Origin of the sequence: Streptomyces sp. NPDC090088 (assembly GCF_044747345.1) — a bacterium.
Lineage (GTDB): Bacteria > Actinomycetota > Actinomycetes > Streptomycetales > Streptomycetaceae > Streptomyces.
The window spans coordinates 88,355-108,872 of the sequence record NZ_JBIVDZ010000004.1 but is presented as its reverse complement, the minus strand read 5'-3'; the positions used below and the strand labels follow the sequence as shown (position 1 = coordinate 108,872).

The 20,518-nt window shown below is 72.1% G+C and carries 17 protein-coding genes; 8 read left to right on the top strand and 9 right to left on the bottom strand.

What is annotated here, in order from left to right:
- Positions 1-46 precede the first annotated feature (46 nt).
- Positions 47-2,182, top strand: a complete 2,136-nt coding sequence (locus ACIPSJ_RS20655; RefSeq protein ID WP_401347571.1) for a discoidin domain-containing protein — start codon at positions 47-49, stop codon at positions 2,180-2,182.
- 4 nt (positions 2,183-2,186) lie between these two features.
- Here ACIPSJ_RS20655 and ACIPSJ_RS20650 read toward each other — a convergent pair whose 3' ends face one another.
- From ACIPSJ_RS20650 to ACIPSJ_RS20630, 5 genes are all read right to left on the bottom strand, one after another.
- On the bottom strand, positions 2,187-3,314 hold the full coding sequence (locus ACIPSJ_RS20650; RefSeq protein ID WP_359216231.1) for an acyltransferase: 1,128 nt from the start codon (positions 3,312-3,314) through the stop codon (positions 2,187-2,189).
- Between the two features lie 309 nt (positions 3,315-3,623).
- Positions 3,624-4,088: a hypothetical protein gene (locus ACIPSJ_RS20645; RefSeq protein ID WP_401347568.1), complete on the bottom strand. Its 465-nt coding sequence runs from the start codon at positions 4,086-4,088 to the stop codon at positions 3,624-3,626.
- A complete protein-coding gene (locus ACIPSJ_RS20640) occupies positions 4,072-4,563 on the bottom strand; it encodes an RNA polymerase sigma factor (protein ID WP_355715419.1) in 492 nt (163 codons plus the stop codon). The genes ACIPSJ_RS20645 and ACIPSJ_RS20640 overlap by 17 nt, the downstream gene beginning before the upstream one ends.
- A 136-nt stretch (positions 4,564-4,699) precedes the next feature.
- Positions 4,700-5,317 (bottom strand): class F sortase, encoded by a 618-nt coding sequence (locus ACIPSJ_RS20635; RefSeq protein WP_401347566.1) that lies wholly within the window; start codon positions 5,315-5,317, stop codon positions 4,700-4,702.
- Positions 5,314-5,682, bottom strand: a complete 369-nt coding sequence (locus ACIPSJ_RS20630; RefSeq protein WP_359216219.1) for a sortase-dependent protein — start codon at positions 5,680-5,682, stop codon at positions 5,314-5,316. Before ACIPSJ_RS20630 ends, ACIPSJ_RS20635 begins: the two co-directional genes overlap by 4 nt.
- A 208-nt stretch (positions 5,683-5,890) precedes the next feature.
- Here ACIPSJ_RS20630 and ACIPSJ_RS20625 point away from each other — a divergent pair, with 208 nt between their 5' ends.
- The 6 genes from ACIPSJ_RS20625 to ACIPSJ_RS20600 all read left to right on the top strand — a co-directional run bounded on the left by ACIPSJ_RS20625 (position 5,891) and on the right by ACIPSJ_RS20600 (position 14,784).
- The gene (locus tag ACIPSJ_RS20625) at positions 5,891-6,328 is read left to right on the top strand and encodes a Fur family transcriptional regulator (RefSeq protein ID WP_355715427.1); all 438 of its coding nucleotides are present in this window, start codon (positions 5,891-5,893) and stop codon (positions 6,326-6,328) included.
- A gap of 58 nt (positions 6,329-6,386) precedes the next feature.
- Positions 6,387-8,576, top strand: a complete 2,190-nt coding sequence (gene katG, locus ACIPSJ_RS20620) for a catalase/peroxidase HPI (protein ID WP_401347563.1) — start codon at positions 6,387-6,389, stop codon at positions 8,574-8,576.
- A gap of 227 nt (positions 8,577-8,803) precedes the next feature.
- Positions 8,804-10,507: a PHP domain-containing protein gene (locus ACIPSJ_RS20615; RefSeq protein ID WP_401347561.1), complete on the top strand. Its 1,704-nt coding sequence runs from the start codon at positions 8,804-8,806 to the stop codon at positions 10,505-10,507.
- Positions 10,504-11,109 carry a hypothetical protein gene (locus ACIPSJ_RS20610; protein ID WP_401347559.1) on the top strand — a complete coding sequence of 202 codons (606 nt, stop codon included), beginning with the start codon at positions 10,504-10,506 and terminating at the stop codon, positions 11,107-11,109. The genes ACIPSJ_RS20615 and ACIPSJ_RS20610 overlap by 4 nt, the downstream gene beginning before the upstream one ends.
- Positions 11,110-11,264: 155 nt before the next feature.
- On the top strand, positions 11,265-13,115 hold the full coding sequence (locus ACIPSJ_RS20605; protein WP_401347558.1) for a M1 family aminopeptidase: 1,851 nt from the start codon (positions 11,265-11,267) through the stop codon (positions 13,113-13,115).
- Between the two features lie 154 nt (positions 13,116-13,269).
- Positions 13,270-14,784, top strand: a complete 1,515-nt coding sequence (locus ACIPSJ_RS20600; RefSeq protein WP_401347555.1) for an amidohydrolase — start codon at positions 13,270-13,272, stop codon at positions 14,782-14,784.
- Between the two features lie 121 nt (positions 14,785-14,905).
- Here the strand turns inward: ACIPSJ_RS20600 and ACIPSJ_RS20595 are convergent, their stop codons facing one another.
- Complete coding sequence (locus tag ACIPSJ_RS20595; protein WP_401347554.1) at positions 14,906-16,216, bottom strand: lysine N(6)-hydroxylase/L-ornithine N(5)-oxygenase family protein; 1,311 nt, start codon at positions 16,214-16,216, stop codon at positions 14,906-14,908.
- 98 nt (positions 16,217-16,314) lie between these two features.
- Between ACIPSJ_RS20595 and ACIPSJ_RS20590 the strand changes: the two genes are divergently transcribed.
- On the top strand, positions 16,315-17,268 hold the full coding sequence (locus ACIPSJ_RS20590; protein ID WP_401347553.1) for a methionyl-tRNA formyltransferase: 954 nt from the start codon (positions 16,315-16,317) through the stop codon (positions 17,266-17,268).
- Positions 17,269-17,296: 28 nt separating this feature from the next.
- On the opposite strand, the gene ACIPSJ_RS20585 is transcribed toward ACIPSJ_RS20590, so the two are convergent.
- Genes ACIPSJ_RS20585 through ACIPSJ_RS20575 form a run of 3 tightly spaced genes read right to left on the bottom strand, consistent with a single transcriptional unit; the run spans position 17,297 to position 20,314 of the window.
- Positions 17,297-18,187 carry an ABC transporter ATP-binding protein gene (locus ACIPSJ_RS20585; RefSeq protein WP_401347550.1) on the bottom strand — a complete coding sequence of 297 codons (891 nt, stop codon included), beginning with the start codon at positions 18,185-18,187 and terminating at the stop codon, positions 17,297-17,299.
- A gap of 4 nt (positions 18,188-18,191) precedes the next feature.
- On the bottom strand, positions 18,192-19,316 hold the full coding sequence (locus ACIPSJ_RS20580; protein WP_401347549.1) for a FecCD family ABC transporter permease: 1,125 nt from the start codon (positions 19,314-19,316) through the stop codon (positions 18,192-18,194).
- Positions 19,317-19,318: 2 nt separating this feature from the next.
- Positions 19,319-20,314, bottom strand: a complete 996-nt coding sequence (locus ACIPSJ_RS20575) for a FecCD family ABC transporter permease (RefSeq protein WP_401348646.1) — start codon at positions 20,312-20,314, stop codon at positions 19,319-19,321.
- Positions 20,315-20,518: the final 204 nt, after the last annotated feature.

Below are 20,518 nucleotides of genomic sequence, written 5' to 3'. Positions count from 1 at the left end.
GTGCGGTCGTTGTCCGCACCGCCACGTCCACCTCAGGGAGCCGCTGATGAGACGACTGAGATCCTTGGGCGTAGTGCTCGCCGCCATGGCGGCGCTGCTCGCCCTTCCCACCGCGCACGCGCCGGCCGCCCACGCCGCCGACGCGCCGTTGTCCCAGGGCAGGACGGCCACCGCCTCCTCCGTGGAGAACGCCGGGACCGCCGCGGCCAACGCGGTGGACGGCGACACCGGCACCCGCTGGTCGTCGGCCTTCTCCGACGACCAGTGGCTCCAGGTCGACCTCGGCGCCACCGCCACGGTCAGCCAGGTGGTCCTGAACTGGGAGACCGCCTACGGCAAGGACTACAAGGTCCAGATCTCCGCCGACGGCAGCAACTGGACCGACCTGCAGTCCGTGACCGGCGGCGACGGGGGCACCGACACCCTCACCGTCTCCGGGCAGGGCCGCTACGTCCGGATGCTGGGCGTGCACCGCGCCACCCAGTGGGGCTACTCGCTCTGGGAGTTCCAGGTCTACGGCACCACCACCGGCACGCCCCCGGTCCAGGGCGGCGGCGACCTCGGCCCGAACGTGATCGTCGTCGACCCGTCCACGCCCAATCTCCAGGCGAAGTTCGACTCCGTCTTCGCCCAGCAGGAGTCGGCCCAGTTCGGCACCGGGCGCTACCAGTTCCTGCTCAAGCCGGGCACCTACAACGGCATCAACGCCCAGATCGGCTTCTACACCTCGATCTCCGGCCTCGGTCTCAACCCCGACGACACGCAGATCAACGGCGACGTCACGGTCGACGCCGGCTGGTTCAACGGCAACGCCACGCAGAACTTCTGGCGTTCGGCGGAGAACCTCGCCATCACCCCCTCCAACGGCACGGACCGCTGGGCCGTGGCTCAGGCGGCCCCCTTCCGTCGTATCCACGTCAAGGGCGGCCTCAACCTGGCCCCGAACGGCTACGGCTGGGCCTCCGGCGGGTACATCGCCGACTCGAAGATCGACGGCACGGTCGGCCCGTACTCCCAGCAGCAGTGGTACACCCGGGACAGCTCGGTCGGCGGCTGGACCAACGGCGTCTGGAACATGACGTTCTCGGGGGTCGAGGGCGCGCCCGCCACCAACTTCGACAGCGGCCCGTACACCACGCTGGACACCACCCCGGTCTCGCGGGAGAAGCCGTTCCTCTACCTGGACGGCAGCACCTACAAGGTGTTCGTCCCCGCCAAGCGCACGGGCGCGCGGGGCGTCTCCTGGCCGGCGAACGCGGGCACCTCCCTCCCGCTGGACCAGTTCTACGTCGTCAAGGCCGGCGCCACCGCCGCCACCATCAACCAGGCCCTCGCCCAGGGCCTCAACCTCCTGTTCACCCCGGGCGTCTACCACCTCGACCAGACCATCAACGTCACCCGCGCCAACACCGTGGTCCTCGGCCTGGGCCTCGCCACCCTGGTCCCGGACAACGGCGTCGACGCCCTGCACGTCGCCGACGTCGACGGCGTGAAGCTCGCCGGGTTCCTCATCGACGCGGGCTCGGTCAACTCCGACACCCTGCTGCGGATCGGCGACCCGGGCTCCACCGCCGACCACTCCGCCAACCCCACGTCCATGCAGGACGTGTTCGTCCGCGTCGGCGGCGCCGGACCCGGCCTCGCCACCAACTCGGTCGTGGTCAACAGCAACAACGTGCTCATCGACCACACCTGGCTCTGGCGCGCCGACCACGGCAGCGGAGTCGGCTGGACGACCAACAGAGCCGACTACGGCCTGCGGGTCAACGGCAACGACGTCCTGGCCACCGGCCTGTTCGTCGAGCACTTCAACAAGTACGACGTCTACTGGAACGGCGAACGCGGCCGCACGATCTTCTTCCAGAACGAGAAGGCGTACGACGCCCCGAACGCCGCCGCCATCACCCATGACGGCGTCGTCGGCTACGCGGCCTACAAGGTCGCCGACACCGTGGGCACGCACGAGGCGTGGGGCCTGGGCAGCTACTGCAACTACACGGCCGATCCGACGATCGTGCAGTCCAACGGCTTCCAGGTGCCGACCGGTTCGGGCATCAAGATGCACGACCTGCTGGTGATCTCGCTGGGCGGCATGGGCCAGTACGCCCACGTCGTCAACACCACCGGATCGCCGACCTCGGGGACCGGCACGGTCCCCTCCAAGGTGACGCAGTTCCCGTGACCGGTCAGGCCGCCGCAGCCTTCCGCCGTGCCGGACGCCGTAGCAGCAGCCGTCGCGCGGGCCGTTCCACGCCCTCGTACAGGAGCCAGGACAGCCCCAGTGACACGGTGAAGGCGGCGGTGGCGACGGCCGCGCCGGTGAGCAGGTCGTAGCGCGGGCGGGTACCGAGCAGATGGGTGCCCGCCCGCAGCACCAGCAGATGGATCATGTAGAAGGCGAACGAGAGTTCACCGAGCCGTACCAGCCACCGGCGCCGCCACAGCGAGGGCAGACCGCGCAGGTCCGCGACGGCCGCCGCCGGGATGAGGAGGGCGAAGCCGGTGATGGTGCAGGCGGTGGCCGCGTACTCGTCGGTCATCTGCGGGACCAGGAAGTAGCCGATGACCGCCAGCGCGAGCGAGGCCTCCAGGCCGGGGCCGCGCCACCGGCCGAGCAGCACCAGCCGCGCGGTGGCCGCGCCCAGCGCGAACTCGGGCAGCCGGGCGGCCGGGAAGGAGCTGATCGGCTGGTCCCACCAGTGGTGCGCGTCCGTCCAGGCAAGGGCCAGCACCGCCAGCACCGACAGCGCGGCCAGCGCGGTGGCGCCCCGCGCCTCCAGCCGGCGCAGCACCAGCGCCAGCAGCGGGAACGCGGCGTAGAAGAAGGCCTCGCAGGCCAGCGACCAGCTGACCGGGTCCAGGGTCTGCCACCACGGCCGCCACCAGGAGTGCACCAGGAACACGTCGGCCAGGCCCTGCGGCAGGGTCGGCCGCGGCTGGCGGGGCAGCGTGAACGCCATGACCAGCGCGACGGCCATGGTGACCAGGTGCACCGGATAGACCCGGGCCACCCGCCGCCACCAGAAACGCGACGCCCGGTCGCCCGGCCGCGCCGACCACATCAGCACGAACCCGGAGAGCACGAAGAAGAACGACACCCCCGAGGCACCGGCCTCGAACCCCCAGGACACGAAGCGGCCGCCGGTGCCGCCGAAGTACCGGAAATTGTGCACATGCAGTCCGAAGACCAGCACCGCGGCCATCCATCTGAGCCCGGTGAGCGACGGCAGCGAGGGAGCCGGGGCGGACGCCCGGGTACGGGAGGGTGGCGCGGCGGCCGGAGCGGTCGGAGGGGCCTTGGTCGCCGTCGTCATCGGGTCACCTGCCGGAGGGTTCGCGCGTGGAGCATGGAACGGAGCGTTGCCCGTTCCACACCTTTCATTCCGGCCACGTACGAAACATCACACCAACGCCGAGGGACGGCCTCGGCCATACGGGCCGCAGCGGCCGGATGGGCGGGTGCGACCCTACCCGGACGGCCGACGCGGACCGCGCCCTCCGCCGCGCGGCGAAAACCCCTGGTGCGCGGCCCTGGCCCGTGCCTTCGGACCGCGGGCGGCGCACCGGACGACGGCACGGGATGACACGAAGGGATGGCGCTACCCGGCGCCGTGTTGACGCCGCTACGGGCGGGACTCCGTGGCGACGGCGCTCGGCCGGGCCTCCGAGGGCGCGACCCGGGCCGCCGACGGCGTCGTCGAGGCGCCACGGGTGGGAGCCTGCCTGCTGCCGCTCCGCGTGGGCGCGACGCTCGGGCTCGGGCTGGGGGTGTCAGGAGTCGGCGACGCCGGGGGACGGGACGGGGCCGGGGCCGTGGGGCTGACCGCCGGGGGCGCGAGCGGCACCCGCGGGGACGGCGCTGCCGCGGGCGCCGTCAGATGCAGGGACAGCGCGACGAAGGCGGCGACCGCACAGGTCGCCCCGGCACCGGCCGCCGTGCGGACCAGCCGGCGGCGGCCCGCGGCGCGGCGGATCTCCTCGTAGCGGCCCTGCGCCGGACCGAGGTGGGCGGCGGGCGGCCGGAGGAGGACGGCGAGCGGGTCGTCGGGGGCGTCGAAGTCCGGCTCGTCGTCAAAGCGTGTGGTCAAGGCTTCTCCTCAGATGGACGCGGAGCAGTTCGCGGGCCGCGTGCAGATCGGCCTTGACGGTTCCTTCCTTGCGCCCGGTCAGCGCGGACACCTCCCGGATCGGCATGTCAGCGTAGTAGTGCAGCAGGATCGGGACCCGCAGTCGTTCCGGCAGGGACTGCACCAGCAGTCGTACCGAGGGATCCGCCGGCTCGGCGTGCGGGCGGGTCGCCGCCTCCGAGCCCACCTGGCGCACCGCCCGGCGCTCGCGCTCCAGCTTGCGCCAGTGGTCCCGGACGAGATTGGCCGCGGTGACGTAGAGGAAGCCGCGCGGCTCCTCCACCTTCGTCCACCGGGCCCACAGCCGGGTGAACGCCTCCGAGGCGATCTCGTGGGCCGTCTCGTCGTCGTCGACCAGACGGCGGCACCAGCCGGCCAGGCGCGGATACAGGGCGGCGAACAGCTCGGAGGCCGCCTTGTCTCGGGACCGTTTCAACGTTCTCCAGGGTCGTGGGGGCAGTCGGGGCGCTGGGCCCGTGGGAACCGGGTTCGGGGGTTCGCGGGTTCGCGGGTTCGTGGGGGAAGATGCGGGCCCGGCGGCGTGCGTTGCGCCGGGCCCGCGTCCCGGTGGGTCAGCCGGTGCCCGTCAGCGTGGCGAAGACGATCACGTTGTCGAGGTAGCCGTGCCCGCTGCGCGGGCCGCCGCAGGTGATCAGCCGCAGCTCCGGGCGGTCCACGTCCCCGTACACGTCCTGGGTCGGGAACGCGGACTTGGCCACCGTCCGCACCTCGCCGACGGTGAACACCGCCGACCTGCCGTTCTCCAGACGCGCCACGACCTCGTCGCCCCGGCGCACCTCGGCGAGCCGGCGGAACACGCCGTCCCCGTAGGAGCCGACCGTGACATGGCCGAGGATCACCGACGGGCCGACCTGCCCCGGGGTGGGGGAGTGGCGGTACCAGCCCGCCCGGTCGTGCGCGGTGATCGGCGGTACCTGCACCGTGCCGTCGGCCGCCAGCCCCAGCCGCAGCAACGGGGTGTCGACCCCGATCGCCGGGACGCGCAGCCGGACCGGCACGGACCGGCCGAGCGCGCGGGGCGCGCCGGGCGTGGCGGACGGCGTGGGCGTCCGCGCCCGGTCCTGGTGGACGGCGGTCGTGGTCGCCCGGTGCGAAGCCTGCCCCGCACAGCCCGCCAGCAGCGAGGCCGTCGCGGCGGTGACGAAGGCGCGCCTGGAGAGCGGGGTCATGCCCCGGTCGCCCGGCGGCGACGGACGGCGAACACCACCGCGCCCGCGGCCAGCGTGACCGCCGCGCCCCCGCCGATCAGCACGTTCTCGGAGCCGGAACCGGAACCGGAGGACGACTCGGTCACCCCGGTGTCGGCGGCGCCCCTCGGCACCGCCGCGACCTGGCCCGAGTCCCGGGTCGGGGCCGGGGTCGCCGCCCGGGTGGGGGCGGTGGACGGCACGGCGGACGGTGCCTCGGAGGGAGCGGCGGACGGCGCGACGCTGGCGACCGGGCTCGGGGTGGTGCCGTCGGCGAACGCGGGCACGGTGCCGCCCAGTACGGCGGTGCAGGCCAGCGCGGTGGCGCTCAGGACAGTTCGGCGCATGAAGACGCTCTCTTTCGTCGGCCCGCCTGGTCGGGGCGGGCTGAGGAACGGATCGAGCGGAGAGACGACCCGGCGCCCCGGCGGGTTGTAAAGAGCTGGCAAAGTCGATCGGCCTGACGGCGGCAGGGAAGGCGTTCGCCGGCTCGCCACCAGACTTGAGTGGTTTGTTTTCTTGAATCACTCGTGTTTATGAGGATAGGTTGGCTCCATGACCGCATCCCAGACCCCGACGACCGCCGAAGAGCTGCGCGGTGCCGGCCTGCGGGTGACGGCCGCCCGCGTCGCGCTGCTGGAGACCGTCCGCCACGGCGACCATCTCGACGTCGAGGCGATCGCCTCGGGTGTCCGCGAGCGCGTGGGCCACATATCGCTTCAAGCCGTGTACGACGCGCTGTACGCGCTCACCACGGCGGGACTCATACGCCGGATCGAGCCGGCCGGCAGCCCGGCCCGGTTTGAAGGCCGCGTCGGCGACAACCACCACCACCTGCTGTGCCGGTCGTGCGGTGCCGTCGTCGACGTCGACTGCGCGGTCGGCGAGGTGCCTTGCCTGACCGCCTCGGACGCCCACGGCTTCGTGATCGACGAGGCCGAGGTCATCTACTGGGGCCTGTGCCCCGCCTGCTCCACCGCCAGCAGTTCCTGAATACGCAGTACGCAGTTTCTTAGTACGTCGATCCGCCCCCTCCGGAAGGATTTCCCCCATGTCTGAGGCCCAGGACAACGCCGCGGGCAAGTGCCCGGTCGCGCACGACCGCGCCGCGCACCCCACCCAGGGCGGCGGTAACCGCCAGTGGTGGCCCGAGGGGCTCAACCTGAAGATCCTTGCCAAGAACCAGCCGGTCGCGAACCCCCTCGACGAGGGCTTCGACTACGCCGAGGCGTTCCAGGCCCTCGACCTCGCGGCCGTGAAACGGGACATCGCCGAGGTACTCACCTCCTCGCAGGACTGGTGGCCGGCCGACTTCGGCAACTACGGTCCGCTGATGATCCGGATGGCCTGGCACAGCGCGGGCACCTACCGCATCTCCGACGGCCGCGGTGGCGCCGGCGCCGGCCAGCAGCGCTTCGCCCCGCTCAACAGCTGGCCGGACAACGGCAACCTGGACAAGGCGCGCCGTCTGCTGTGGCCGGTCAAGAAGAAGTACGGCCAGTCCATCTCCTGGGCCGACCTGATGATCCTCACCGGCAACGTGGCCCTGGAGCAGATGGGCTTCACCACCTTCGGCTTCGGCGGCGGCCGTCCCGACGTCTGGGAGGCCGACGAGGACGTCTACTGGGGTCCCGAGAAGGTGTGGCTGGACGACCAGCGCTACACCGGCGACCGCGAGCTGGAGAACCCGCTCGGCGCGGTCCAGATGGGTCTCATCTACGTCAACCCGGAGGGCCCCAACGGCAACCCGGACCCGATCGCCGCGGCCCGCGACATCCGCGAGACCTTCCGCCGGATGGCGATGAACGACGAGGAGACCGTCGCCCTCATCGCCGGTGGCCACACCTTCGGCAAGACCCACGGCGCGGGCCCGGCGGAGAACGTCGGCGTGGAGCCCGAGGGCGCCCCGCTGGAGCAGCAGGGCCTCGGCTGGAAGAGCACCTACGGCTCCGGCAAGGCCGGCGACGCGATCACCAGCGGTCTTGAGGTCACCTGGACCACCAAGCCGACCCAGTGGAGCAACGACTTCTTCAGCATCCTCTTCGGCTACGAGTGGGAGCTGACCCAGAGCCCCGCCGGCGCCAACCAGTGGGTGGCCAAGGACGCCGAGGCGATCATCCCCGACGCGCACGACGCGTCGAAGAAGAAGCTCCCGACGATGCTCACCACCGACCTCTCGCTGCGCTTCGACCCGATCTACGAGCCGATCTCGCGCCGCTTCCACGAGAACCCCGAGCAGTTCGCGGACGCCTTCGCCCGCGCCTGGTTCAAGCTGACCCACCGTGACATGGGCCCGAAGTCCCTGTACCTCGGCCCGGAGGTCCCGGCGGAGACGCTGATCTGGCAGGACCCGCTGCCCGAGGCCCAGGGCGAGGCCATCGACGCCGCCGACGTGGCGGCCCTGAAGGCCAAGCTCCTCGGCTCCGGCCTCACGGTCTCCCAGCTCGTCTCCACCGCGTGGGCGTCGGCCTCGACGTTCCGCGGCAGCGACAAGCGCGGCGGTGCCAACGGCGCCCGCATCCGCCTGGAGCCGCAGCGCGGCTGGGAGGTCAACAACCCGGACGAGCTCGCCCAGGTCCTGCGGGTCCTGGAGGGTGTCCAGCAGGAGTTCAACTCCGGCGCCAAGAAGGTCTCCCTGGCCGACCTGATCGTCCTCGGCGGTGCCGCGGCGGTGGAGAAGGCCGCCAAGGACGGCGGGGTCGACATCGAGGTGCCGTTCACCCCGGGCCGCGTCGACGCGACCGAGGAGCACACGGACGCCGAGTCCTTCGCGGCCCTGGAGCCCACCGCGGACGGCTTCCGCAACTACCTCGGCAAGGGCAACCGCCTGCGCGCCGAGTACCTGCTGCTCGACCGCGCCAACCTGCTCGGCCTCAGCGCCCCCGAGCTGACCGTCCTGGTCGGCGGTCTGCGCGTGCTCGGCGCCAACCACGCCGGCTCCAAGCACGGTGTCCTCACCGAGACCCCGGGCGTGCTGACCAACGACTTCTTCGTCAACCTGCTCGACATGGGCACGGAGTGGAAGTCGACCTCCGAGGACCAGGACACCTTCGAGGGCCGTGACGCCTCCGGTGCGGTCAAGTGGACCGGCACCCGCGCCGACCTGGTCTTCGGCTCCAACTCCGAGCTGCGCGCGCTGGCCGAGGTCTACGCCAGCGACGACGCCAAGGAGAAGTTCGTGAAGGACTTCGCCGCCGCCTGGGCGAAGGTCGCCGACGCGGACCGCTTCGACCTGGTCTGACCGACCGGGCCCTGATGCCCGGGCCGGCTCCCCGTGAGCCGGCCCGGGCATTGCCGTCTTTACGGCCGCTTGGCCAACTCCCCACCGGTACAAGTGCGTAGCGCGCTGCACATGAGTCGTTCTTTACCCCACCATGACCTCGACTCCCGTTGTTCACGCGACCTTCGCAGACTCTGCACGTCCTGAGTCACCACCCCCCGTACCGGCCGCCCACGGGAGTTCCGAGCATGAGTCACGGTCACAGCCACGACCACGGACACGGTCACCATCACCACCACGCGGACGCCGGCGCCTCGTCGCTGCCGCCCGCCCTCGACCTTTCGGTCCCCGACGCGGAGCTGACGCCCGGTCAGCTCTCCCGCCGCTCGATGCTGCGCCGCACCGGCCTGCTCGGCGCGGGTCTCGCCGCCGGCGGCGTCCTCGCCGGCGCGGGCCAGGCCGCCGCCTCGGTCTCCTCCTCCCACTCCCAGGACGGCCGCTCGGCCGGCTACCTGTGGCTGGCCGGCGACCACCACATCCACACCCAGCACAGCTCCGACGCCAAGTACCGGGTCATCGACCACGTCCGGCAGGCCAACGCGCACGGCCTGGACTGGATGGTCATCACCGACCACGGCAGCGAGACCCACGCCAAGATCGGCGTCGAGAAGGTCAACCCGGACATCGTCGCGGCCCGTGACCAGATCGACGACACGCTGGTCTTCCAGGGCCTGGAGTGGAACATCCCGGCCGCCGAGCACGGCACCGTCTTCGTCCACCCGGGCAAGAACGAGGTCGCCGTCCTCAAGGAGTTCGAGACCTCCTTCGACGGCTCGGTGAAGGGCGCCTCCGCCGGCACCCCGGCCAACGAGGCGCTGGCCATCTCCGGCCTCAACTTCCTCGCCGAGCAGGTCCAGCGCCGCAAGGTCAAGGACGCCCTGTTCCTCGCCAACCACCCGGCGCGCAAGGGCATCGACTCCCCGCACGAGATCCGCGCCTGGCGCGACGCCCAGCCGTCGATCGCCGTCGGCTTCGAGGGCGCCCCCGGCCACCAGGCGGGCGGCCTGCCCAAGCCGAACGGCCCCGGCGCGGCCCGCGGCATCTACGACAACAGCCCGAGCGCCGACTCCTTCGCCGGATACCCGCTGGAGAGCTACCGCACCTGGGGCGGCTTCGACTGGATGACCGCCACCGTCGGCGGCCTGTGGGACAGCCTGCTCGCCGAGGGCAAGCCCTGGTGGATCACCGCCAACTCCGACTCCCACAACGTGTACGCGGACACCGCGGTGCGCGGCCCGAACAGCGACTTCAACGCCAACGGCCGCTACAACGACCCGGTGTACGGCGGCGCGATCAGCCTCACCGACACCGACTTCTGGCCCGGCCAGTACTCCCGCACCCACGTCGGCTCCGCCTCCTTCTCCTACAAGGCGGTCATGGACGGCATCCGCGCCGGCCGTGTCTGGGTGGACCACGGCGGCCTGATCAGCGGCCTCAACGCGCAGCTGCGCTCCGGCTCGCGCGCGGTGACCCTCGGCGACGTGCTGCACGTGAAGAAGGGCGGCCAGGTCGACCTGGTCATCGAGATCAGCCTCGCCAACGGCCCCAACTGGGCGCAGTTCGTGCCGTCGCTGGCCCGCGTCGACGTCATCCAGGGCGATGTCACCGGCGCCGTCGCCGACAAGGACACGTTCGCCACGCCCGCCACCAAGGTCGTGAAGTCCTTCGACGTGAACAAGTCGACCGGCTCGGTCCGGCTGACGTACTCCCTCGGCCGCCTCGACAAGCCGGTCTACGTCCGGCTGCGCGGCACCGACGGCAACCGCTCGGCGGTCGGCATCAACGGTGCCGCCGTGGACCCGGCGGGCCCGGCCATCGACGTCCTCGCCGACGCCGACCCGTGGAAGGACCTCTGGTTCTACTCCAACCCGATGTGGGTCCTGCCCGCATGACCTCCCCGTACGACCCGTCCGGCGTCCGCCCCGTCATCGGGGTGGACGCCGGTACGGCGACCCTGCGCGAGGCCGACCACCTGATCCACGGGCTGCTGGGCCGACTGGCGCCCACGGCGGACGTGTTCGCCTGCACCCACCTGCACCGCACGGACGAACGCCGGGGCACGACCGTGTCGCTGGCCCTCGCCGAAGCGGACGCCGACGCGGTGTGGCAGGAGCTGGTGACGACCCTGCCGGAGGGCGCCGGGCTCGCCCTTGCCGACCGTACCCGCGGCCCGGCCGCGGCGGTGGACGGCGCCCGGCTGGCGGCCGCCGCGCCCCCGGATTCCGGCCGTGCTGTGGTCTACCCCGGCGTGCGGCACCTGACCGGCACGGTCACCGCGGCGGACCTGCTCGACCGCACGGCCATCGAACGCCTGGTCGTGATGGGTGCCCCGGTCGCCGAACTCCCGCCCGCCACCGAGGTGATGACCCAGGACCACGTACGCCCGGAGTGGCGCGCCGGGGTCCTCACGCTCACCCTGGTCCCCGCGGCGGGCGGCCTGCTGGCCCCCTTCGAGGTCCCCAACCCCACCCCGTGCTGCGCGGACCACGCCTGACGCGAGGGTAACCCCTTAGTGACATGGCCTGGTCAAATCTGTCAGGCTTCCGACTCGCACCACTTCGTCATGCGTGAGGCCGCCACCGGCGCACCCCAGCCGGACCGGCGGCCACCGAGCAGGCCGGGATCCCGGCCTCCGCAAAGGAGTTTCGTGTGAGATCGACCCCCCACAGGGCCTTCGCCACCAGCGCGTTGGCCGTCGCGGCACTCGCCGCGGCCCTGCTGCCCGGCACCTCGGCGTCGGCGGCGGCCGAACCGGCCGCCGCCGCGGCCTGTACGTCGAGCCAGCTGATCACCAACGGCGGCTTCGAGAGCGGCACTTCACCCTGGACCCAGTCCTCGACCAGCGTGATCACCAACCGCTCCGGCCAGTCCGCCCACGGCGGTTCCAGCTTCGCCTGGCTGGACGGCACCGGCGCCACCCACACCGACACGCTCTCCCAGAGCGTGACCATCCCCTCCGGGTGCTCGGCCACCCTCACCTTCTGGCTGCACATCGACACCGCCGAGACGACGAGCTCGACGGCGTACGACAAGCTCACGGCGAAGATCGGCAGCACCACGCTGGCGACCTACTCCAACCTCGACAAGAACACCGGCTACGTCCAGAAGTCCTTCGACGTCTCGGCCTTCGCGGGGCAGACGGTGACCGTGGCCTTCACCGGCACCGAGGACTCCAGCCTCCAGAGCAGCTTCGTCCTCGACGACCTCGCCCTGGACACCTCGGCCGCCACCACCCCGGGCGACACCACCCGCACCCCGGCCGCGCCGTCGTACACCGTCAGCCTGACCAGCAACTCCACCGGCACCGGCTGGACCGGACACGAGAGCGTGAGCTTCACCAACGCCTCCGCCACCGCGCTCAGCGAGGTCTACCTCAGGCTGTGGGACAACTACCACGGCACCTGCTCGGCCCCGCCGATCACGGTCACCAACGTCACCGGCGGCACGGCCGGCGCGCTGTCCGTCGCCTGCACCGCCCTCAAGGTCGACCTGCCGACACCGCTCGCCCAGGGCCAGAGCACCACCATCGGCTTCGACCTGGGCATCACCGTCCCCAGCGGCGCCGACCGGTTCGGCTACGACGGCGCCTTCAGCATGATCGGCAACGCCCTGCCCGTGCTCGCGGTCCGGGACGGCTCCGGCTGGCACCTGGACCCGTACACCAACAACGGCGAGTCCTTCTACTCCCTGGCCGCCGACTTCAAGGTGACCCTGGACCACCCCAGCACCCTGCTGGTCCCGGCGACGGGCACCTCGGTCGACACCCCCGGCACCAGCGGCCGTACCGTCACCACCGCCACGGCCACCAAGGTCCGTGACTTCGCCTGGGCGGCCGGGCCGTTCAGCAAGATCTCCGGCACCTCGACCGGCGGCGTGCCGATCAACATCTACTCCGTCTCGGGCATCAGCTCCGCCAACGCCCAGTCCATGCTCAGCACGGCCAAGACGGCCGTCGACGCCCACGCCGGCCGCTTCGGGGCCTACCCCTACGGCGAGTTGGACGCGGTCATCGACAACAACTTCTGGTTCGGCGGCATGGAGTACCCGGGCTTCGTCCTCGACCTGGTCAGCACCACCGCGCTCACCCATGAGATCGGCCACCAGTGGTGGTACGGCATCGTCGGCGACGACGAGTACAACAGCCCCTGGCTGGACGAGGCGTTCACCGACTACGCCACCGATCTGGCCCTGGGCAAGACCGGGACCAGCTGCTGGAGCAGCGTCTCCTGGGCCTCGTCCGACGAGAAGATCACCAACTCGATGGCGTACTGGGACGCGCACTCCTCCCGCTACTCCACCGTCGTCTACGGCTACGGCAAGTGCGCCCTGCACGACCTGCGCCGCCTCATCGGCGACACCGCGATGACCAACCTCCTGAAGAACTACGCCACTGCGCACTGGTACGGCGTCTCGACCACCGCCGAGTTCAAGGCGGCGGCGCAGGCGGCCACCAGCACGGACCTGACGTCGTTCTGGACCACCCACCGCATCGACGGCTGACGGTCCCGCCCGACCGATCCGGACGCGGGACGGCCGCACGCCAGGGCCGTCCCGCGTTCGCCGATCGGCATCCGCCGGAAGCCCCGACGCGAGGAAGTGACTAAGGTAAGCCTAAGTTTACTTCTGCTGTGGGATGTCGAGGGGCGGAGACACGATGACGGATTTCGCGGACGCATCGCACAGGACGGTGACGCTCGCCCGGGTCCGGCTGGGGGCGGGCGGACCGCTCGTCGCGGTGCGGGTGGCGGACGGCAGGGTCACCCATGTCGTACCGGAGCACGAGGCCGGGGTGCGGGCCGTACCGGTCGCGGGGGAGCGGGTCCTCGATCTGGAGGGGCGGGTGCTGCTGCCCGGACTGTGGGACGCCCATGTCCATCTCGCCGAGTGGGCCAGTGCGCGCCGTCGGCTCGACCTGGCCGGCACCGCCTCCGCGCGGGAGGTGGCCGACCGGGTGCGGGAGCACGGGCGCGGGGCGCCCGGTGCGACCGTGCTGTTCGGCTACGGCTTCCGGGACGGGCTCTGGGCCGACGCCCCGCACAAGCGGCTGCTCGACGCGGTGCTGCCCGGCCGGCCGGTCGCCCTGGTCAGTGCCGATCTGCACGCCGTGTGGCTGAACTCCGCCGGTCTCGCCCTGGCCGGCCGGGGCGACCACCCGACCGGACTGGTCCGGGAACGCGAGGGGCACGAGGTCCTCTCGGCCCTTCCCGAGGCGCCGGCCGAGGAGGTGGACGGCTGGGTCGCCGACGCCTGCCGGGCCGCCGCCGCGCGCGGGGTCACCGGTGTCATCGACTTCCAGTTCGGCGACACCGTGGCCGCCTGGGAACGGCGTGCGGCCGTGGCCCCGCCCGCCGTCCGGGTGGACGCCGCCGTCTACCCGGACCACCTGGACGCGGCGATCGCGCGCGGACTGCGCACCGGGTCGGAGATCGGCCTCCGTGGGGGCGGACCGGTGCGGGTGGGCCCGCTGAAGCTCTTCACGGACGGTTCGCTCAACACCCGCACCGCGCTGTGCCGTGACCCGTACCCGGGGCTGGAGGGCACGGACGGCGCCCACGGCCTGGAGCAGACGCCGCCGCACGAACTGGTGCGGCTCATGCGCCGGGCCGCCGCCGAGGGCATCGAACCCGCGGTGCACGCCATCGGCGACCACGCCAACACCGTGGCCCTGGACGCCTTCGAGGCCGTGCGCTGCCGGGGCCGGATCGAGCACGCGCAGCTGCTCAGCCCCGAAGACCTGCCGCGCTTCGCGGAGTTGGGTGTCACGGCGGGCGTCCAGCCCCGGCACGCGACGGACGACCGCGATGTCGCGGACCGGTACTGGGCCGGCCGCACCGGACGCGCCTTCGCCTACGCCGACCTGCTGGCCGCCGGGGCACGGCTGGAGTTCGGATCGGACGCCCCCGTCTCCCCGCTGGACCCCTGGCTCGCCGTCGCCTCCGCCGTCGGCCGCACCGACGACGGCCGCCCCGCCTGGCACCCCGAACAGTGCCTGCCGGTGCGGGACGCGCTGGCCGCCGCCGCCCGCGGGCGCCGGCTCGTCCGCGTCGGCGACCCCGCGGACCTCGTGGTCGTGGACACCGACCCGCTGGCGGCGGACCCGGACACGCTGCGCACCATGCCGGTGCACGCCACGATGACGGCCGGCCGCTGGACCCACGGCCCGTACTGAGACCGCACCGCGACGCCGTTCCCGACGGCGTCCGGTGTTCGTGACCGGCGCGCCGGGCCATGGCGAAACCCGTGGCCCGGACGGGACCGTACCGTCCGGGCCACGGGAGTGCGGGGGCCGGTCAGGCCGCCGTCAACCGGTCGGCCAGTACCGAGCGGTGGATCTCCTCCGCCCGGACCGCCACGGTGGACAGCAGGGTGCTGGTGAGGCCGTGGGTGTGTTCGGTGCCGCCCTGGAGGTAGATGCCGGCGCTGACCTCCGGCGCCGTCTCCACACGGTGGTCCCGGCCCACCCGGATCTCGTCCCCGTCGTCCTTGAGGCAGAGCTTGGCCGCGTCGCCCATGAGCGTGGCCAGGTCCCTTGGGCGATAGCCGGTGGCGAGCACCAGCACGTCCGCGGGGAGCGCCTGTTGCTCGCCGGTCGGCAGGAACTCCACGGTGACGTCGAGACCGCCGTCCGCGCCGGGGACGACCTCACGGACCCGGGAGACGTTGAGGAAGCGCAGCCGCTCCCGGCCGGCCACCTTCTCCCGGTAGGAGGTGGCGTACAGCGCCTCGATCAGATCCATGTCGACCACCGAGTAGTTGGTGGAGCGGTGGTAGTCGAGCAGGGACTGCTTCACCTCGGACGGCGCCGAGAAGTAGACGTCGACCGCCTCGGGATCGAAGATCCGGTTGGCGAACGGGCTGTCGTCGGCGGGCGTGAACCCGTACTTGGCGAAGACCGAGCAGACCTCCGCCTCCGGGAACGTGCGGTGCACGTAGTCCACCGTCTCGGCGGCGCTCTGCCCGGCGCCGAGCACCACCACCCGCCGCACCGGGGCGCCGGTCCGGGCCAGTTGCTCGGACCGGGGGATCAACTCGCTGTTGTGCCAGATCCGTTCGGCCAGGTCGAGGCCGGGCGGCACATGCGGTTCGAGGCCCATCGCCACACTGATGTTGCGCGCCCGGTGGGTCACGGCCGCCCCGGGGCGCGCGGTGTCCCGGCAGGTGACGTCGAAGAAGACGACCTGGCCGTCCTCGTCGCGCACCGGATCGACCGCGATCACCTGGCTGTCGTACGCCACCAGGTGGGCGACCCGCGCCGCCGCCCACGCGAAGTACTCGTGGAACTCCATCCGCAGCGGGAAGAGCGTCTTCTGGTTCAGGAAGTCGATCAGTCTGCCCTGTTCGCGCAGGAAGCACAGGAAGCTGAAGTCGCTGGTCGGGTTGCGCAGTGTGACCAGGTCCTTGAGGAAGGAGACCTGCATCGTGGCGTCGTCGATCAGCATGCCCCGGTGCCAGCCGAACCGTGGCTGGCGTTCCAGGAACAGGGCGTCGATCCGACGGTCTGCCGCGAGACCCGCGTTGTGTTCTTCGACCGCTATGGACAGAGCGAGATTTGACGGGCCGAAACCTATCCCGACGATGTCGTGGACGACGTCGGAACCCATGACCGGTGATTTCACCTTGGCATCGCCTCCCTCAGGCAGCCTCATGCTAGATAAGGTAAGGCTTACCTAGCAATGGAGTCTCGGAAGGGAAGAACCACATGCGGGTCGTCATGCTCGGCTACCAGACCTGGGGCCACCGCACGCTGCAGGCGCTGCTGGACTCCGACCACGAGGTCGTCCTCGTCATCACGCACCCCAGGAGCGAGCACGCCTACGAGAAGATCTGGGACGACAACGTCGCCGAGCTGGCGGAGAAGCACGACGTGCCGGTCCTGCTGCGCAACCGCCCCGACGACGCCGAACTCCTCGACGCGGTACGGGAGGCGCGGCCGGACATCATCGTCGCCAACAACTGGCGGACCTGGCTGCCGCCCGAGCTGTTCGACCTGCCCCCGCACGGCACCCTCAACGTCCACGACTCCCTGTTGCCGGCCTACGCCGGGTTCTCCCCGATCATCTGGGCGCTGGTCAACGGCGAGGAGCGGGTCGGGGTGACCGCGCACCGGATGAACGCCGAACTCGACGCCGGGGACGTCCTGGTGCAGCGTTCGGTGCCGGTCGGGCCCGCCGACACGGCCACCGACCTGTTCCACCGCACGGTCGACCTCATCGCGCCCATCGTGCGCGAGTCCCTCGACCTGATCGCCTCCGGCCGGGACGCCGGCCAGTGGGTGCCGCAGGACCGGACCCGCGCCAGTTTCTTCCACAAGCGCTCGGCGGAGGACAGCCGGATCGACTGGAGCTGGCCCGCGGAGCGCCTGGAGCGCCTGATCCGCGCCCAGTCGGACCCGTACCCGAACGCCTACGCCTTCCACCGCGGCGAGCGGCTGAGGATCGTCTCCGCCGCCGTCTCGGAGGGCTGCTACGGCGGTACTCCGGGCCGGATCTTCATCCGGGAGGGGGACGGCGTGGTCGTCGTGGCGGGCGCCGACGCGTACACCGGGCGCTGCCGGGGGCTGCTGGTCCGCCGGGTCCGCACGGACGACGGCACGGAGTACGCGGCGGCGGACTACTTCCGCACCATGGGCGGGTATCTGACGTCCCGTCCCTGAACGGGCCCGGGCCGGGCCCCGGTCCGGCTCACTCGACGCCCGCTGTCACCGCGTCCTCCGTCGCGCGGGGGTCGCCGCCGTCGTGGTGGTGGCGGCCCAGCGGGATGACCATCGGCGTGCTGCTGACCGGGTCGGGGGTGATCCGGCAGCGCAGGTCGAAGACGTCCTCGACGGTGGCCTCGGTGACCACCTCGGCCGGTGCGCCCTGCGCGACGATCCGGCCCGCCTTCATGGCGATGACGTGATCGGCGTACCGGCAGGCCTGGTTGAGGTCGTGCAGCACCATCACCACCGTGCGGCCCTCGCGCCGGTTGAGGTCCGTGATCAGGTCCAGCACGTCGATCTGGTGGGCGAGGTCGAGATAGGTGGTCGGCTCGTCCAGGAGCAGCACGGGGGTGCCCTGGGCGACGGCCATGGCGATCCACGCGCGCTGCCGCTGGCCGCCGGAGAGCTCGTCCACCGGCCGGTCCGCCAGCTCGGTCAGGCCGGTCGCCGCCAGCGCCGCCCGCACGGCCTCCTCGTCGGCCGCCGACCACTGCCGCCACCAGGTCTGGTGCGGGGAGCGCCCGCGGTTGACCAGGTCGGCGACGGTCAGCCCCTCGGGCGCCACCGGCGTCTGCGGCAGGATGCCGAGGGTGCGGGCGAGTTCGCGGGTCGGTATGGAGCGCAGGGCGGTGCCGTCCAGTTCGACGACGCCTTCGCGCGGCGCCAGCAGCCGGGCCAGGGCACGCAACAGGGTCGACTTGCCACAGGCGTTGGCGCCGACGATGGCCGTGATCCGGCCGGTGGGTACGGTGAGGTCGAGGTCGGCCACCACGGGCCGTCCGTCGTAGGCGAGATGGAGGCCGCGGGCGCGCAACTCGGGTCCGGCGGCACGCGGTTCGGGGGAGCCCGGCGTACGCGGGTCGGTGGTCGACATGGGATCAGCCTCCAGAGCCCGCGCGGTTGGCGCGGATGAGCAGCCACAGCAGGACCGGCGCGCCGAGGACGCCGGTGACGATCCCGACCGGCAGTTCCGTCCCGGGGACCGCCTCGCGTGCGAGGAGGTCCGACCCGAGGACGACGAACGCGCCGGTGAGACCGGAGACGAGCGGGGGCGGTGACGAGGCGCCCGCGAGACGCAGGGCGATCTGCGGGCAGGCCAGCGCCACGAAGGCCACCGGGCCGGCCGCCGCCGTGCCGAAGGCGACCAGGCCCACTCCGGTCAGCAGCAGCGCCAGCCGGACCGGCTGGACGGGGGTGCCGAGCCCGGCGGCCACGTCGTCGCCGAGCTGGAGCGTGCGCATCCAGCGGCCGAGGCCCAGGGCGACCGGCAGCAGCACGGCGAGGGCGATCGCCAGGGAGTCCACCTGGCTCCAGGTCCGGCCGTTGAGGTTGCCGACCAGCCAGCCGAGGGCCTCCTCCGCCTCGAACCGGTTGCCGCGCGCCACCAGGAAGTCGGTGGCGCTGGTGCAGATCCAGGAGACGCCGATGCCGACCAGGATGATGCGGTAGCCGGTGGCCCCGCCCTTCCAGGCCAGCACGTAGACCAGCAGCGCGGTCGCCAGGGCGCCCAGCAGGCCCAGCGTGGACAGGCCGAGGCCGCCGGTCCAGCCGAGGACCACCGCCCCCACCACCGCGGTCCCGGCGCCCGCGGTCAGCCCGATCATGTCCGGGCTGGCCAGCGGGTTGCGGGTCATCGTCTGGAACACGGCCCCGGAGACCCCGAACGCGACCCCGACCAGCAGCCCGGTCAGGGCGCGCGGCAGCCGCAGGTCCTGCACGACGGTGACCGTGCCCGGATCGCCCACCCCGAACAGGGCCTTGACGACCTCGGGCAGGGTCACCGGGTAGTCGCCGACGGCCAGGCCCCAGCAGAACAGCGCGAACGCGCCCACGGCCAGGAGCACTCCGGTCAGCACCAGACGCGGGCGCAGGATTCCGGAGACCGGGGGAGCGGTGAGCCGGAACGGCCGGTCGCGCAGCGCGGACCGGGCCGCGGCGGCCGGGGAGGACCGCGTCGGAGCGGCGGGGGAGGCCGGGGCGGCGGGGGAGGGCTGGGCGGTCATGCTCACACCTCCCCGAGCTTGCGTCGGCGGACCAGGGCGATGAAGAACGGGCCGCCGAGGAAGGCGACGAGGACACCGGCCTGGATCTCGGTGGGCCGGGCCACCATCCGGCCCACGATGTCGGCGGTCAGCAGCAGCACCGGGGCCAGCGCGGCGGACAGCGGCAGCAGCCAGCGGTGATCGGGGCCGATGCCGGCCGCCTGGGCGAGCACCCGCGCGATGTGCGGCACGACCAGGCCGAGGAAGACCACCGGACCGATGACGGCGACCGAGGCGCCGGTCAGCAGCACGATCGCGGTCACGCCCTGGAGTCGTACCAGACCCAGTCGGCGCCCCAGGGAGGCGGCCACGTCGTCGCCGAGCGCCAGGCTGTTCAGGGCGGGGGCGCAGGACAGGGCGAGCACGGCGCCGACCGCGAGGAACGGCAGGATCCGCAGCAGGTCGCCGGAGTCCTGGTCGGCCAGGGTCCCGGCGGACCAGAACCGGTAACGGTCCAGCGCGTCCTGGTCGGTGAGGACCACGGCACTGGTGAGCGAGGACAGCAGCGAGGTGATGGCGACCCCGGCGAGCGCCAGCTTCACCGGGGTCGCCCCGGACCGGCCCAGCCGCCCGAGCAGGAAGACCAGGACGCTCGCGGCGAAGGCCCCGGCGAACGCGAACCACACGGAGACGTACAGCGATCCGACCCCGAACACCGCGACCGACACGACGATCGCGAAGGACGCCCCGGCGCTCACCCCGAGGATCCCGGGGTCGGCGAGCGGGTTGCGGGTCAGGGCCTGCATCAGCGCGCCCGACATGCCGAGCGCGGCACCCGTGGTCAGGCCGAGCAGGGTGCGCGGGATGCGCACCGACCAGACCACGTTGTCCACGAGCCGGCTCGGCGGATGCCCGAGGACCGAGCGGACCACCTGGCCGGGCGGGATGCTCAACGCCCCCAACGCCACGGAGAGGAGGGACAAAAGGACCAGGAGGGCGACGATCACCGTCACCAGCACCGTGGTGCGAAGCCTTCTGCCTGAAGCCACTTGCCGGTCTCCATGCGGTCGTCCGGTGGACCGTGAACAGTCCCGATAGCAGGTTAGGTGAGCATAACCTCAGCAGCTGTGACTTGGGCCGCTGAAACCACATTGACTCTGTTGGGTTAGGCAATCCTTACCTTACTATGCGAGCGGTCGCGGCTCCGCTGAGCCGTTCCACAC